13 protein-coding genes are annotated in these 14,242 nt (G+C 71.2%); 7 read left to right on the top strand and 6 right to left on the bottom strand.

All coding sequences use genetic code 11. The annotated features are described in order from the left end of the window. The first annotated feature begins 57 nt into the window (after positions 1 to 57). Entirely contained in the window at positions 58 to 1,551 is a 1,494-nt protein-coding gene (locus tag VGJ24_RS11945; protein ID WP_331500829.1) for a potassium/proton antiporter, read from the top strand. A 63-nt stretch (positions 1,552 to 1,614) separates the two neighbouring features. On the opposite strand, the gene VGJ24_RS11940 is transcribed toward VGJ24_RS11945, so the two are convergent. After that, complete coding sequence (locus VGJ24_RS11940) at positions 1,615 to 2,121, bottom strand: LytR C-terminal domain-containing protein (protein WP_331500828.1); 507 nt, start codon at positions 2,119 to 2,121, stop codon at positions 1,615 to 1,617. Between the two features lie 21 nt (positions 2,122 to 2,142). Beyond that, positions 2,143 to 2,442 carry a type II toxin-antitoxin system VapB family antitoxin gene (locus VGJ24_RS11935; RefSeq protein ID WP_331500827.1) on the bottom strand — a complete coding sequence of 100 codons (300 nt, stop codon included), beginning with the start codon at positions 2,440 to 2,442 and terminating at the stop codon, positions 2,143 to 2,145. A gap of 52 nt (positions 2,443 to 2,494) precedes the next feature. Between VGJ24_RS11935 and VGJ24_RS11930 the strand changes: the two genes are divergently transcribed. After that, positions 2,495 to 4,033, top strand: a complete 1,539-nt coding sequence (locus tag VGJ24_RS11930; protein WP_331500826.1) for a helicase HerA-like domain-containing protein — start codon at positions 2,495 to 2,497, stop codon at positions 4,031 to 4,033. Between the two features lie 60 nt (positions 4,034 to 4,093). Here VGJ24_RS11930 and eccCa read toward each other — a convergent pair whose 3' ends face one another. Beyond that, a complete protein-coding gene (gene eccCa / locus VGJ24_RS11925) occupies positions 4,094 to 8,107 on the bottom strand; it encodes a type VII secretion protein EccCa (RefSeq protein WP_331500825.1) in 4,014 nt (1,337 codons plus the stop codon). Positions 8,108 to 8,326: 219 nt separating this feature from the next. Here eccCa and VGJ24_RS11920 point away from each other — a divergent pair, with 219 nt between their 5' ends. The 4 genes from VGJ24_RS11920 to VGJ24_RS11905 are packed head-to-tail and all read left to right on the top strand — an operon-like array spanning position 8,327 to position 10,579. After that, on the top strand, positions 8,327 to 8,644 hold the full coding sequence (locus VGJ24_RS11920) for a hypothetical protein (RefSeq protein ID WP_331500824.1): 318 nt from the start codon (positions 8,327 to 8,329) through the stop codon (positions 8,642 to 8,644). Between the two features lie 31 nt (positions 8,645 to 8,675). Next, a complete protein-coding gene (locus VGJ24_RS11915) occupies positions 8,676 to 8,972 on the top strand; it encodes a WXG100 family type VII secretion target (RefSeq protein ID WP_331500823.1) in 297 nt (98 codons plus the stop codon). A gap of 22 nt (positions 8,973 to 8,994) precedes the next feature. Then, on the top strand, positions 8,995 to 10,335 hold the full coding sequence (locus VGJ24_RS11910) for an EsaB/YukD family protein (RefSeq protein WP_331500821.1): 1,341 nt from the start codon (positions 8,995 to 8,997) through the stop codon (positions 10,333 to 10,335). Positions 10,336 to 10,342: 7 nt separating this feature from the next. Further along, positions 10,343 to 10,579: a hypothetical protein gene (locus tag VGJ24_RS11905; protein ID WP_331500820.1), complete on the top strand. Its 237-nt coding sequence runs from the start codon at positions 10,343 to 10,345 to the stop codon at positions 10,577 to 10,579. Between the two features lie 15 nt (positions 10,580 to 10,594). Here VGJ24_RS11905 and VGJ24_RS11900 read toward each other — a convergent pair whose 3' ends face one another. Together VGJ24_RS11900 and VGJ24_RS11895 are read right to left on the bottom strand one after the other, a co-directional pair. After that, the gene (locus VGJ24_RS11900) at positions 10,595 to 10,990 is read right to left on the bottom strand and encodes a hypothetical protein (protein ID WP_331500819.1); all 396 of its coding nucleotides are present in this window, start codon (positions 10,988 to 10,990) and stop codon (positions 10,595 to 10,597) included. 6 nt (positions 10,991 to 10,996) lie between these two features. After that, positions 10,997 to 11,152, bottom strand: a complete 156-nt coding sequence (locus VGJ24_RS11895; protein ID WP_331500818.1) for a hypothetical protein — start codon at positions 11,150 to 11,152, stop codon at positions 10,997 to 10,999. 269 nt (positions 11,153 to 11,421) lie between these two features. Between VGJ24_RS11895 and galE the strand changes: the two genes are divergently transcribed. Further along, positions 11,422 to 12,444 (top strand): UDP-glucose 4-epimerase GalE, encoded by a 1,023-nt coding sequence (galE, locus tag VGJ24_RS11890; RefSeq protein ID WP_331500817.1) that lies wholly within the window; start codon positions 11,422 to 11,424, stop codon positions 12,442 to 12,444. A gap of 390 nt (positions 12,445 to 12,834) precedes the next feature. Here galE and VGJ24_RS11885 read toward each other — a convergent pair. Then, the coding region (locus VGJ24_RS11885) for a hypothetical protein (RefSeq protein WP_331500816.1) at positions 12,835 to 14,242 on the bottom strand (1,408 nt) is incomplete at its 5' end.

Raw genomic sequence — 14,242 nt, 5'->3', positions numbered from 1 at the left:
CGCCTCGTTAAACTCGGGCATCGCCGCCCCTGCTCTGCGAAGCGAGGTGACACCCCCGTGACCTTCGACGTCCACCAGCTCGACCTGTTCCTGCTGGTCGGGGCGGGGGTCACGCTGCTGGCGATCCTGGCCGTCCGGGTCAGCTCCCGGGCCGGGCTGCCCAGCCTGCTGCTCTACCTGCTGATGGGCGTGGCCCTCGGCGAGAACTTCATCGGGATCAACTTCGAGAACGCCGAGCTCGCCCACGCGCTCGGCTTCGCAGCGCTGGCGCTGATCCTGGCCGAGGGCGGTCTCACCACGAGCTGGGCAGAGGTGAGACCCTCGATGCGCCTGGGCGTCTCGCTGGCGACGCTGGGCGTCGGCGTATCGGTGGCGATCGTCGCGGTGGGGGCTCACTTCCTGCTCGGGCTGTCGTGGGAGCTCTCGGTGCTGCTCGGTGCCGTCACCTCGCCCACCGACGCGGCCGCGGTCTTCTCCGTCCTGCGCGGGCTGCCGCTGTCGCCCCGCCTGGTCGGCGCGCTCGAGGCCGAGTCCGGGCTCAACGACGCCCCCACGGTCGTCCTGGTCACCCTGATCTCGACCGGGGCCGTCGCCGACCACGGCATCGCGGTCACGGTCCTGGTGATCGTCTTCGAGCTGCTGGGCGGTGTGCTCGTGGGCCTCGTGGTCGGTTTCGGTGGCGCTTGGCTGATGCGCCGGGCCGCGCTGCCGTCCTCGGGTCTCTACCCGCTTGCGGTCGTCTGCCTGACGCTGCTGGCGTACGGCGCCTCAGCGACCGTGCACGCGTCCGGCTTCGCCGCGATCTACATCGCCGCCCTCGTGCTCGGGAACTCCGAGCTGCCCCACCGGACGGCGACCCGCTCGTTCGCCGAGGGTGTGGCGTGGCTGGCGCAGATCGGGCTGTTCGTGATGCTCGGCCTCCTGCTGACGCCGAGCCGGATCACGTGGTCGATGGTCGGGATCGCCGTCGTGGGCAGTCTGCTGCTGACGTTCGTGGCGCGGCCGATCACGGTCTGGGTCAGCGCGATCGTCCAGCCGATGCCGTGGCGCGAGATCGCGTTCGTGTCCTGGGCCGGGCTGCGTGGTGCCGTCCCGATCGTGCTGGCCACGATCCCGTTCGCCGAAGGGGTCACCAACGCCGAGCGCCTCTTCGACATCGTGTTCGTGATCGTGGTGATCTCCACGGTGCTGACCGGCCCGACCCTGCCCATGGTCGCCGGGTGGCTCGGAGTGACGCGCCAGCTCGAACCGCGGTCGCTCGACCTCGAGGTCGCGCCCCTCGAGCGACTCTCCGCGGACATGCTCCAGGTGACGATCAGCCCGGTCTCGCGGCTGCACGGGGTGGAGGTCGGTGAGCTGCGGCTCCCCGAGGGCTCGTCGGTGTCGATGGTGGTGCGCGACGGGCGGGCGATCGTGCCCGAACGCCGTACCGTCCTGCGCCGCGGCGACGACCTCCTCGTGGTCACCCCGCGCGGCCTTCGGGAACCGACCGTCAGGCGGCTCCGCACGGTCTCCGCGCACGGCCGCCTCGGCCGCTGGCTCGGCGACTGATCGTCGCGGACTACCCCGACGTCGGCGAAGGAGGGATCAGCCCCGACGGCGGGGAGCGAGGGGTCAGCCGGTCGGCGGCGAGCAGAGGGTGACCGGCTCGGTGACCTTCGTGGACTGCTTGCCCTGGACCAGCGTCTGGAAGTCCGGGCCGACCATCACGATCACGCCGGGACCGCCGTGCTTCTTGACGACGATGCTCGCGTGCGGGCCGAGCCGGCTGGCGACCAGCCGGACCGCCGGGTCGTGACGGTCCGCGGCCCAGATCTGGGCGTAGTGGACGACGGCGTCCTTGGGCGCGTTCCCGACGTCACCGGCCCCGAAGCCCTGGTCCTCGAACGCCGACATCGTCGACTCGGCGAGCCCGACCCGGTCGCTGGCGTTGAAGACGCTGACCGTCACCTTGGGCGCGGAGACCCGGTCGCCGGGTTGGAGCTCGGTCGGATAGCAGGTCTTCGGGGTCGCCTTGTGCGGAAAGGGGGTCGTCAGCGACGACCACCCCCAGGTCACGCCGACCATCACCAGGACCGCGAGCACGGCCAGGGTCAGCAACGTCTTGACGTGGGTGTTCATGCGCGTCTCAACCCGCGTGGCTCATGCGTCGGCCATCTCGTGGATCCGGGCGTGGAGCACGTGGCGCTGCTGGAGGGCGGCTCGAAGGGCCCGGTGCAGGCCGTCCTCGAGGTAGAGCTCCCCACGCCACCGGATGACGTGCGCGAAGAGGTCGCCGTAGAACGTCGAGTCCTCGTCGAGCAGGGTGTCGAGGTGCAGCGTGTCCTTCGTGGTGACCAGCTCGTCGAGCCGCACCTGTCGTGGCGGAAGGGCTGCCCAGGCGCCCGAAGTCAGCTCGTGCGGAGGGTACGGTCGCCCGTCACCCACCCGCTTGAAGATCACGCGGCGAGTCTACGCAGGGCGCGCCCGCGACCCGGCTGACTACATTTCATCCGTGACCGACAACCCGATCGCCGCCGCCGTCGCCTCCGGATACGCCTTCACCGGCCCGGCACTGGAGCTCGGCGGCCTCATGCTCGACGAGACGAACCTGTCCGACGTCCACATCAAGATCCCCCTCGGCATGCTCAACCGGCACGGGCTCGTGGCCGGCGCGACCGGCACCGGCAAGACCAAGACCTTGCAGCTGCTGGCCGAGCAGTTGTCGGCGAACGGCGTACCGGTCTTCGCCGCCGACATCAAGGGCGACCTCTCCGGCATGGCCGTCCCGGGCACCGAGGACGACAAGATCAAGGCGCGCGCCACGTCGGTCGGACAGACCTGGGAGGCGAAGGGCTTCCCGGTCACCTACTACGCCCTCGGCGGGCAGGGCACCGGCATCCCGCTGCGGGTGACGATGACGTCGTTCGGGCCGATCCTGCTGAGCAAGGTGCTCGGCCTCAACGAGACCCAGGAGTCCAGCCTCGGCCTGGTCTTCCACTACGCCGACCAGGCGGGCCTGCCGCTGCTCGACCTCAAGGACCTGCGGGCCGTCGTCCACTACCTCGACAGCGACGAGGGCAAGCCCGACCTCAAGGAGCTCGGCGGCCTGTCCAGCGCGACCGCCGGTGTGATCCTGCGTGAGCTGATCGCGTTCGAGAACCAAGGGGCCGACGCGTTCTTCGGCGAGCCGGAGTTCGAGTCCTCCGACGTGCTCCAGGTGGCGCCCGACGGCCGCGGCAGGGTGTCGATGGGCGAGCTGCCCGACCTGCAGGACCGGCCGGCGCTGTTCTCGACGTTCCTGATGTGGCTGCTCGCCGACCTGTACCACGACCTGCCCGAGGTCGGTGATCCGGAGAAGCCCAAGCTGGTCTTCTTCTTCGACGAGGCGCACCTGCTGTTCGGCGACGCGTCGAAGGCGTTCCTCGACCAGATCGCGCAGACCGTGCGGCTGATCCGGTCGAAGGGCGTGGGCGTCTTCTTCGTGACCCAGTCGCCCACCGACGTGCCCGACGACGTGCTCGCCCAGCTCGGCTCACGCGTGCAGCACCAGCTACGCGCGGCGACACCCAACGACGCCAAGGCGCTCAAGCAGACCGTGAACACCTACCCCACCTCGTCGTACGACGACCTCGGCAAGGTGATCCTCTCCCTCGGCATCGGCGAGGCGATCGTGACGGTGATGAACGAGCGCGGCGCGCCGACTCCCGTGGCGTGGACGCGCCTGCGCGCACCCGAGTCGCTGATGGGTCCGGCCGACCCGGCCGCCATGGACGCCGCGGTCAAGGCCAGCCCCGGCTGGGCGACCTACTCCCAGGTGGTCGACCGCGACTCCGCCAGCGAGAAGCTCGCCGCCCGGATGCAGGCGGGGGCCGAGAAGCAGGCGCAGGAGCAGGCGGCCAAGGACACCTCCAAGCCCACGCCCAAGCCGAAGGCGTCGAAGCCCCAGGACGGCACCTTCGAGAAGGTCGTGAAGTCCAGCACCTTCCAGTACGCCGTGAAGTACGCCGCGCGCGAGGCCGTGCGCGGGATGTTCAGCATCGGCCGCCGCTGAGGGTCGCACACGCGAGCAAGCGCGCCGTACCCCGCGGTCTGCGACGGTTGCGAGAAGGGGTTACAGCGACGGCTCCCTCCATGCCAGCTGGACGACCTCGACGCCGCCCTCGCGGGTGACCAGCCGACCCCGGCCCGCCGGAGCCGGCGCCGGCCGGACGTTGCCGATGAGAGGGCCTTCGTCGGGGCTCCCCGACAGCACGAGCCCCGGCATCGCCAGGTCGCGCAGCGACTGGATGACCGGCTCGTAGAGTACGCGCGAGGCGCCGCCGGATCGTCGCGCGACGACCAGGTGCAGGCCGACGTCGCGGGCCTGGGCGAGCAACGGCTGGAGCGCCTGGACCGGTGAGCTCTGGCTGGTCGCGACCAGGTCGTAGTCGTCGACCACGATGAACACCTCGGCGCCGGTCCACCACGACCGGTTGCGCAGCTGCCCGGAGGTCACGTCCGGGCCCGGGATGCGGTTCGCCAGGTACGACGCGAGGTCGGCCAGCGTGGGCGTGGCCTGCGCCGCGGAGGTCAGGTAGTCGAGCAGGTAGCTGCCGGGCACCTCACCGAGCAGCGACCGGCGGTAGTCGACGACCATGAGCTGCGCCTGCTTCGGCGTCCGCGTTCGCATCACCTCGTGGACGTAGCTGCGCAGCGCCGCGCTCTTCCCCGACTGAGCGTCGCCGAAGATCAGCCAGTGCGGCTCTGCCTGCGCGTCCAGCCCCACGGGCGCGAGCTCCTTCTCGTTGACGCCGAGGAGCAGCCGCGTGCTCGACTTCGTCGGCTCATCGGCCCGCGTGAGCAGGTCGTCGGCGGTGAGCAGGTCGGGGAGCAGCCGGAGCTTGGGCCCGGTCGGTCCTCGCCAGGCCTCGGCGACCTGCTCGATCATCGACTCGACGCCGTCGCCCAGCGTCGCGACCTCGGGGTCGCCGTCGATGCGCGGGAGGGCGCCGAGGAAGTGGAGCCTGGCGGGCACCATCCCGCGGCCGGGTCGCGACGGCGGCACCAGCGTGGCCAGCTTGCGGTCGATCTCGGAGTCCATCGGGTCGCCCAGCCGGAGCTCGAGCCGGGTGCCGAGGAGGTCGCGGACGGCGGGGCGGTAGTCGGCCCAGCGGGAGGACGCGGTCACGACGTGAAAGCCGAAGGTGAGGCCCCGCGAGGCCAGCTGCTGGAGCTCCAGCTCGAGGTCGCCGAAGTCGGCACGCACGGTGCTCCAACCGTCGACGACCAGGAACACGTCGCCGTACCCGTCGTCGGCGCGGCCCTGCGCCCGCCGGGTGCGGTAGGTCTCGATGGAGTCGATGCCGATCGTGCGGAAGTACGCCTCGCGACGGTCGACGATCCCGGTCACCTCGGCGACGATCCGGCGTACGACGTCCGGCTCCGACCGCGTGCCGATGCCGGCCAGGTGCGGCAGCGAGTGCATCGCCGCGAACGTGCCGCCCCCGAAGTCGAGCACGAAGAACTGGGACTCCAACGGCGTCGTCGTCAGCGACAGGCCGGTGACCAGGGTGCGGAGCAGCGTGCTCTTGCCGCTCCTCGGTCCGCCGGCGACGGCGACGTGGCCGCTCGCCCCGGACAGGTTGACGACCAGCGTGTCGCGACGCTGGTCGTGCGGTCGGTCGACCGTGCCGAGCGGGACCGTCAGGCCCCCGAGCGCGCGCCACTGCCGCGAGACCAGTCCGAGCTCCGGGTCGGGCTCGAGGTCGGTCATCAGCTCGTCGAGCGTGTCGGGTACGTCGAGCGGCGGCAGCCATACCTGGTGGGCCTCCGGTCCGAACCCGTCCATCCGGGCGACCGCCACGTCGAGCAGCGTCTGCCGCTCGCCGGACGGCGCAGGGCGTGGCCCGGGCTCGGGCTCGACCGCCGGCTCCGGCGCGATCGGCACCAGCACCTCGGTGGTGGTCCAGGGCCGGATCACCGGCACGACGCCGGTCTCGTCGCTGGCGACTGACCGGGCAGGTGCCCCGGGCGCCGGACCCGAGACGTAGGCCGCCGTGAACCTCAGCAGGGTCGACCGGTCGGGCTTGAGGAACCCCAGCCCCGGCATCGGCGACAGCTCGTAGGCGTCGGGTACGCCGAGCACCGTGCGCGACTCCTGGGCCGAGAACGTCCGCAGCCCGACCCGGTAGGACAGGTGCGACTCCAGGCCGCGGAGCCGACCCTCCTCCAGCCGCTGCGAGGCGAGCAGCAGGTGGAGGCCGAGCGACCGGCCGAGGCGGCCGATGGCGACGAAGAGGTCGATGAACTCCGGCTTGGCCGAGAGCATCTCGGAGAACTCGTCGACCACGATGAACAGCGACGGCAGGGGGGCGAGGTCCTCGCCCGCGGCCCGGGCGCGCTCGTAGTCGCGCACCGACGCGTAGTTGCCGGCGTCGCGCAGCAGCTCCTGGCGACGCACCATCTCCCCGGAGAGCGCGTCCTGCATGCGGTCGACGAGGGTCAGCTCGTTCTCGAGGTTGGTGATCACCGCGGAGACGTGGGGCATCCCTGACATGCCCGCGAACGTCGCGCCGCCCTTGAAGTCGACCAGCACCATGTTCAGCTGCTCGGGCGAGTGGGTGATCGCGAGGCCGAGCACCAGCGTGCGCAGGAACTCCGACTTGCCGGAGCCGGTCGCGCCGATCACCAGCCCGTGCGGGCCCATGCCCTGCTGGGCGGACTCCTTGATGTCCAGGTGGATCAGCCCGCCACCGTCGCCGAGCCCGATCGGCACCCGGAGCCGGTCGCGGGCGGGGCGGGTGCGCCACGCCGAGCCGGGGTCGTAGCGGTGGACGTCGCCGAGCCCGAGCAGGTCCATGAAGTCGGACGGACCCTTGATCTCGCCCGCGCCGGCCGGCTCCGCCTCGACGCCGGCCGTGACGACGGACAACGGGGCAAGCCGGCGGGCCAGCGCCTCGGCCGTGGCCAGGTCGCACTGGTCGGCGCCGGCACGCACCGGTGCCTCACGCAGTCGCAGGGCGTTGATCGTGGGCCGGCCGTCGTGGGTCTCCGCGCCGTCCTCGAACAGCAGCCGCAACCGAGAGCCGTCCTCGAGCTCGTCCCAGCGGCTCGGCAGGTCGAGCACGGTCATGCCGTGCAGACCGTCGGCCGGGATCACGTGGTCGTCGGGTGGCAGCACGCCGCCGTCGACGACGAGGAGGAGGTGGGGGTCGGGGGGACGCTCGTCGGCACCGAAGCGCGGACGCTCGGCCAGGTCCGGCGGAAGCAGCGCGGCGAGGTCGGCGAGGTCGGTGGACACCATCCGCCGCGGTCCGACCGCGTCGGCGTCCTGCGCCGACAGGGCGTGGGGCAGCCACTTGACCCAGTCCCACTCGGCCAGCGAGTCCTCCGAGGCCAGGACGGCGATCGCGAGCTGCCCGGGTGACCAGAACGCGGACGCCGAGCAGATCATCGCCCGCGCCAGGGCCCTGGCCTCGTCTTCGGCCCCACAGAGCTCGATCCGGTCGAAGGCACGCAGGTCGGCAACCGCGGGCAGGTTCGGCTGCACCCGGTGTACGGCGAGCAGCCGGTGCAGCGCCGAGGCGGCCACCGGGTCGACCTGGTCGATCGGGCCCGGGTCGGGAGGCACGAGCTCGAGCGACAGCGGCCGGCTGCGCACGCCGTACCTCACCTGGAACTGCCCGTCGGTGACCCTGTGCTCCCAGACCCGCGACCGCTCGTCAGCGAGCGCGGGCAGGGCCGACGGCTCGGGGTGCTGCCAGAGCAGGGCCGCGCGCTGCTGGGCGGCCGCGTCGCGGGCGATCTTCCGGACGGTGCCGAGGTAGCGGAGGTACTCGGTACGGGTGCCGATGACGGTCCGGGTGCGCTGTTTCCGCTGCCGATCGACTTGGACGACGATGAAGCCGAGCGTGGCGAACAGGAACATGCCCGCGGCCAGGAGGCCGCGCCCCTGCCCACCGGGCGTGGAGCTGCCCATCGTCGCGACGAGCACGATCGAGCCGAGGCTGCCGAGCATCGGGATCGCGTTCATCAGGACGCCGCCGGCGTCCTCCGAGGGTGGGAGGAGCGGAGGCGGACGGAGTGCGATCTCCCCGTCGGGCGGCGACGGTGACGGTGGCACGAAGGCCCCGAACCGGGTGTCCAACGGCCCTCCTCGACGACGAGATGATCAGACGTCGGACGCTAGGAGGGAACGGGTGCGTCGTCCAGGCGGCCCCGGTCCAGCTGTGGATGCGGGCGTCCATGATGCGCACCTGGCGCGCCTGTGGAAGAGCGGTCGCCCGCATCGCGCAGACGGGGTAGACCTGGTTCCTCGTAGCGGCGGCCGTCGGCAGACCCACCGCACCCGAGGAAGGAGCACTCCATGTCATCAGCACCCGAGATGGGCCAAGGGCTGGGGGCCCTGTCCGCGGCCGCCGCCATGGTCTCGGAGGCCAGGCACGACTTCGACCGGCTCGACCGCGAGCTCGGGCAGCGCCTCGTCGCGGCCAAGACCACGTGGGGTGGTCAGGGCAGCTCGGCCTTCCAGGCCGTGGGCCTGGCCTGGTCGGAGAAGCAGCACACGATCATCGGGGCTCTCGATCGCTTCGAGGAAGCACTTCGCGCGACCGAACACGACAACACGAGCACCGACGAGTCCCAGTCGGCTGCCTTCGCCCGCACTCAGCAGCGGCTGGGTTGAGCCCGGCCAGGTCACCACAGGAGGAAGACTCATGGAGCTGGACGGACTCAGGGTCGTCCACAGCGGTCTCGATCAGGCCGCCGACGACCTGATGGCCATCGTCAGCAGGATCGATGCCCGGCTGCAGCGTCTCGAGCAAGACCTCGCGCCGCTGCGCAGTGCCTGGATCGGTGAAGCCCAGGAGGCCTACTCGGGGGCCAAGCTCAGGTGGGAGGCAGCGGTCACCGAGATGCGCGACCTCCTGCGTCACACGTCGCAGCAGGTCACGCAGGCGAACTCGTCGTACCGCGCAGCCGATGCCCGTGGCGCTCGCGCCTTCGGCGTCTGACGCACGCCGACCGTCGGGCTCCGTGTCCGGACTCGTGCGCGTCACCGTGACCTCGGGTTCGCGTCGGGTCGACCTCGCGCTCTCGGGTGACGTGCCCGTCGTCGAGCTCGTCCCGGAGCTCGCACGCCGCCTCGGGCTTCTCGACGTGGTCACGGCGTACGCCGGCTACCGCGCCGTGACCCGTGACGGCCGAGTCCTGCGTCACGACCTGGGGCTGACCGCACAGGGCGTCGGGCACGGGGCCACGATCGCGATCGTGGTGAACGCCGCGGACCCGTTACCGACCGTCCACGACGACCCGGCCGAGGCACTCGCGGACGTCGTCGCACGCGGTGTCGAGCCGTGGGGTCCCGACTGGAGCGGACCGATGACTCTCTGCTCGGGAGTCGTGATGCTCCTCCTCGGCGCGGGGGCATTGGTGGCCCAGCACGCCACCGACGCGGCGTCGAGTGCTGCGACGGTCGCCGCCGTCCTCTCGATCGTGCTCGTGGTCACTGCCATCCTCTTCTCCCGCGCCCGGCACGAGACGGTCGCCGCGGTGGCCTTGGGCAACGCGGCCTGCGTGTACGCCGCGGCCGCCGGCCTGTCCTGGGGCTGGCGCACGTCGATCTCGGGCACGCCCGTCACCCTGGCCGGTATCGGTGTGCTCGGGATCGGCATCGTCGGCGCGCTGGGGATGGCGAGGTCGCGGCTGCTGCTGATGCCGGCCATGGTCGCGGGCGCCCTCTGCACTGGCACCGGTCTGCTGATGCAGTCCACGACACTCGACCCGGCTCTGCCCTTGACCACGGTGCTCGCGCTGGTCCTGATCTCGAGCGGTGGCTTCCCGACGCTCGCCCTGAGCGCTTCGGGTGCTGGGAGACATGCCTCGTCCGGTACGTCGATCTGCGAGGGCGACCCGGCCGCGATCGACATGGCCCGCTTGGCGGAGGATGCTCGTCTTGCCCGGGAGATCCTGACCGCGGCCTCCGCCACCGTCGGCCTCCTCCTGGTCCTGCTCGCCCCGGTCGCCGTGTCGTGCGGCCCGGCGAGCGCCGCCGTACCCGTCCTCGGGTGCGCTGTGGTGATCGTGCGGACCCGTCGATACCGGTCGGCGCACGACGTGATGCTCGGCGTCCTCTCGGGTGCGCTCGGCTTCGTGTCGACCGTGGCGTCGCTGTTGTGGCTGCACCGGGAGTCGAGGTTCCTCGCGGCGATCGCGGTCGCGACCGTCGGCGTGGTGCTGCTCGGGCGGGCGTTCTGGCCACACGCCGACGTACGCCGTCATGGCCTGGCCGGCGACCGGATCGAGGCGGCTGCGGTCGCCTTTCTGCTCCCCGCACTGGCGGTGTCGGCCCTGTCTGTCGGAAGGATCTGGAGGTGAGGCCGGCGTGACCTCGTATCGCGACCTGGCAGAAGCAGATGCCTTCGAGCGGCGTCGCCTGGCGACCACGCTCGTCTCGGGCATCCGCGCCGGGCCAGCCGCAGAGCCGACCCGAACGGCGCGCCAGGTCATGGGCGGACTCGTGCTCACCGCCGTGCTCGTCGCCGTCCCCGCAGCGAGCCATGCTCTGACCGGCCACCCGGCCTTCGGCTGGGACCACGGCCGCGCACGGATCTCCCGCTGATCCGGCGGCCGACGCTCAGGCCCCGGGAACGCTGACCGACGCCGAGGCGGGTCCGTGCCGCTTCGTGGCGACCAGCCTCACGACGTACGTCGTGCGCGCCTTCCGGGCGGGAACGCCGAACGTCACCGAGCCACCCGCGCCGAGCGGTGCGTGGCGCATCCGGACCAGGCGTCCGGCGACCCGACGGAGCAGCACGACCTTGTCACCCGTGCGAGCGCCGGACGCGGTCGCGGTGATCGCGACGGTGCTGCCGTTGCGCTGCCCGGAGGCGCCGAGGGTCGGCAGCTCGACGACCCGCCAGGACGTGCTGTGCACGCGGTGGTCGGTCCGCAGCCGGAAGCGCGACGTGGCCAGGATCGGCGGAGTCGCGATCGAGACGTGGCCGGCGGAGTCGGAGACGGCTCTCCCCACGGGCTTTCACCGGGACGGGCCACGTCGCAGCAGCACGACCCGATGACCCGGCACCACGGCACCGGTCGCCGAGACCACCGTGCCGCCGATGACGGTGCTCGCGCCGTTGGTCACGCGCTCGGCTGCACCGGCGATGCTGAGGCTCGCGGGTGCTGGCGGCACCACGAGCACCCGGGGGCGACGGCGGCGACCACGGCGACGGGCGCCACGGTACGTCGCAGAGCGGTGAGGCGCATGGGGTTCCTCCTGGATCGGCGCCGAGCGGCGCGTGTGTCATCCAGGAAGCGGATCGCGGGTCCATCGCGTTACACGCCGACTCGGCGTTCCGCGCGTACCGGTCGCTGTGACGGCGGATGATCGCGCGCATCGCGGTGCCGCGAGTCACGCCGTACCGTCCCTGTGCGAGCGGAGGCTCAGCGATAATCCCGCACATGCGCATCCTGGTCTCCGGCGGCGCGGGCTACATCGGCTCGCACACCACCCTGCAGCTGATCGCGGCCGGTCACGAGGCGGTGATCGTCGACGACTTCAGCCGCAGCAAGCGCTCGGTCATCCCACGGCTCGACGCGCTGGCCGGAGCACCGATCGAGTGGTACGCCGTGGACGTCACCGATCGCGACGCCACCGAGAGCCTGGTCGCGGGCGGATCGTTCGAGGCGGTGATCCACTTCGCCGGGTTGAAGGCCGTCGGTGAGTCGGTGGAACAGCCGCTCGACTACTACCGGGTCAACCTCGGGTCCACCCTTTCGCTGCTCGCGGCGATGGGGCGGCACGGCGTACGGAAGATCGTGTTCTCGTCCTCCGCCACGGTGTACGGCGAGAACGCCGCGGTGCCCATGGAGGAGGACTTCCCCACGTCGGCCACCAACCCGTACGGCTGGACGAAGGTGATGCAGGAGCAGATCCTGCGCGACGCCGCCGTCGCCGACCCCTCACTGCGCGTCGCGCTCCTGCGCTACTTCAACCCCGTCGGCGCGCACGCCTCCGGCACGATCGGCGAGGACCCGTCCGGCATCCCGAACAACCTGATGCCGCTGATCGCCCAGGTCGCCGTCGGCCGCCGCGAGAAGGTGATGGTCTTCGGCGACGACTACCCGACCCCCGACGGCACCGGGCGCCGCGACTACCTCCACGTCGAGGACCTCGCCGCCGGCCACGTCGCCGCCCTCGACCGCCTCGGCACCACCGCCGACCCGGTCTCGACGTGGAACCTCGGCACCGGCACGCCCACCTCGGTCAGGGAGATGGTCGACGCGTTCTCGCGCGCGTGCGGCCGCGCCCTGCCCTTCGAGATCGCGCCCCGGCGGCCCGGCGACATCGCCGAGTCGTACGCCGACCCGTCGCGCGCCGAGACCGAGCTCGGCTGGACCGCCGACCGGACGATCGACCAGATGTGCGAGGACACCTGGCGCTGGCAGTCGCAGAACCCGGAGGGGTATCCCGACGATGAGTGAGGGTCTGACGGCGGATGCGGTGCCTGAGTCCACGAGATAGTCGGCACCTGTCCCGCGACCGGGGCCGCCGGTCCCGTCGGGGTGGGAAACGCGGCCGCCTCGCTCGAAAGAGGTCCACGTGGTGTCGCTTGCTCGCCGGTACGGTTCACCGCGACCACCGCCTCTGCCAACGCGGCGAGCGCGCGGTCTGGGTCCCGTCCCTCCGTGAGATGCGGCTGGATGAGCTTCCCGTGCCCCTCGACGAACCCGGCTCGTTTGAACGCCGACAGGGTGAAGTCCACAGGCGCTTCGCCACGCGAGCTCACGACACCACTTCCAGATTTCAGAGCCATTTGTCGGGTAACAGCCGGTCGCCCTCCTCCACGGTCTCAAGCGCCGGCCGATGGGAGGTCAGAACCCGCTGCTCGCGATCGCATGCGTGAGCATGAACGCCGAGATGGCGAAGTGCTGATCGGGCCAGGCCCACGACTTGGCCGACGGCTTGCCGTGCAGCGCGGCGATGGAGCGGTCCCAGTCCGAGGACTGCGCCGCGAACACCGTCCGGTTGCCGACCTTCGCCTTGGTGAGATGGGGGGTCTTCGTCGGGACCGGTGTGATCAGCGGGGCCTGTTCCGGCATGGACCGATGGTTGTACAGCCGGATTACTGCCGCGCTTGAGGGCACGCCCTTCTCCCAGTCGAGGAGATGGGGCATGAGGTCCTTCAGCACGAGGTTGTCGGGATCGAAGAGGTAGCACTCCTTGACCGTGCCGGTCAGGAACGGGTGACCCTTCCCGTTGTTGAGCAGATAGAGCAGGTGGATGTGGCTGGAGCTGAACGCCCCGAGTGCGACGCGGCCCAGCGACGTCGGCAGCGCAACGTGGCCACGCGCCGCGGCCAGAGCCTGGATCTCGAGAAGGATGCTCTGCATGAACTCCGCGTTGGTCCAGTCGCCGAACTGGGTTGACTTGTTGTTCGGTCGCGCGGTGGGGCAGGCGACGATCGTCACGACGTTCTTGCCGGCGGCCTCGATCTGGTATGGGATGCCTTGGCTGTAGGGCCAGAGGTCCGGCCGGATGGAGTACCACAGGCAGCTGAGCAGTGCGAAGTAGGCGTAGTCGAAGGAGTACGGGTAGGTCCCCAGCGAGTCGTCGTACAGCCCGAGCATCATGTTGCCGCTCTCCTGGGCCGGGGCGTGCCGGAAGTAGACGTACATGGGTGCTGGCTGGCCGCGGGGCACTGTGCCGGGCCAGCTCACGGCGATGGTCCTCGGCACGACGGAGTTTCCGGCCACCTCGACCACGAAGGTGTCGTTCGAGGGTGCGACGGGCCCGGTCTGGAAACGGAGCAGACCCCCCGAGACCGGGTGGGTGGGGTCGATCGTCGACAGGCTCCGGGGCGGAAGCTGCAGCGCCGTGCCGGAGATGGGCGTCGTTGGGCCGAGGAGAGCGTCGACGGCGAGCTGTCGTTCGCGGTTGGCGCTGTCGAGGATGAGCCGGACGTGCGCGTCGGTTCCGGGCTCGACGCGGATCAGCGGAGGAACGTGCCTGAGCGCCGCGACGATCTGGTCGGTGACCACTTTCACCCGGGACAGGCGCAGGATGACCTTCGCCCGTATGAGGGTGCCCTCGTTGGGAAGCTGCTGGATGTCCACCGCGACCGCGTCGCCGCGATCCTTGAGGCTGAGTGTGCCGTCGGGCTGGACGCTGAGGACGACGTCCGCGCGCCACCACTCCGGGGGCACGGGGAGTGCGGTGATCTTGACCTCCTTCACCAGGTCGGGCACGACGAAGACATCGGGGAGGCCGGGCGTCACCTGC

This window comes from Nocardioides sp., from assembly GCF_036493135.1.
In the GTDB taxonomy this organism is placed as follows: domain Bacteria; phylum Actinomycetota; class Actinomycetes; order Propionibacteriales; family Nocardioidaceae; genus Nocardioides.
The sequence above is the reverse complement of the archived record's forward strand: the minus strand, read 5'-3'. Positions and strand labels throughout refer to the sequence as shown.

Bases quoted from the DNA above. Each gene is read 5' to 3' on its own strand.
- VGJ24_RS11940 (WP_331500828.1), bottom strand. From the start codon at position 2,121: ATGAACACCCACGTCAAGACGTTGCTGACCCTGGCCGTGCTCGCGGTC.
- VGJ24_RS11915 (WP_331500823.1), top strand. From the start codon at position 8,676: ATGGAGCTGGACGGACTCAGGGTCGTCCACAGCGGTCTCGATCAGGCC.
- galE (WP_331500817.1), top strand. From the start codon at position 11,422: ATGCGCATCCTGGTCTCCGGCGGCGCGGGCTACATCGGCTCGCACACC.
- VGJ24_RS11920 (WP_331500824.1), top strand. From the start codon at position 8,327: ATGTCATCAGCACCCGAGATGGGCCAAGGGCTGGGGGCCCTGTCCGCG.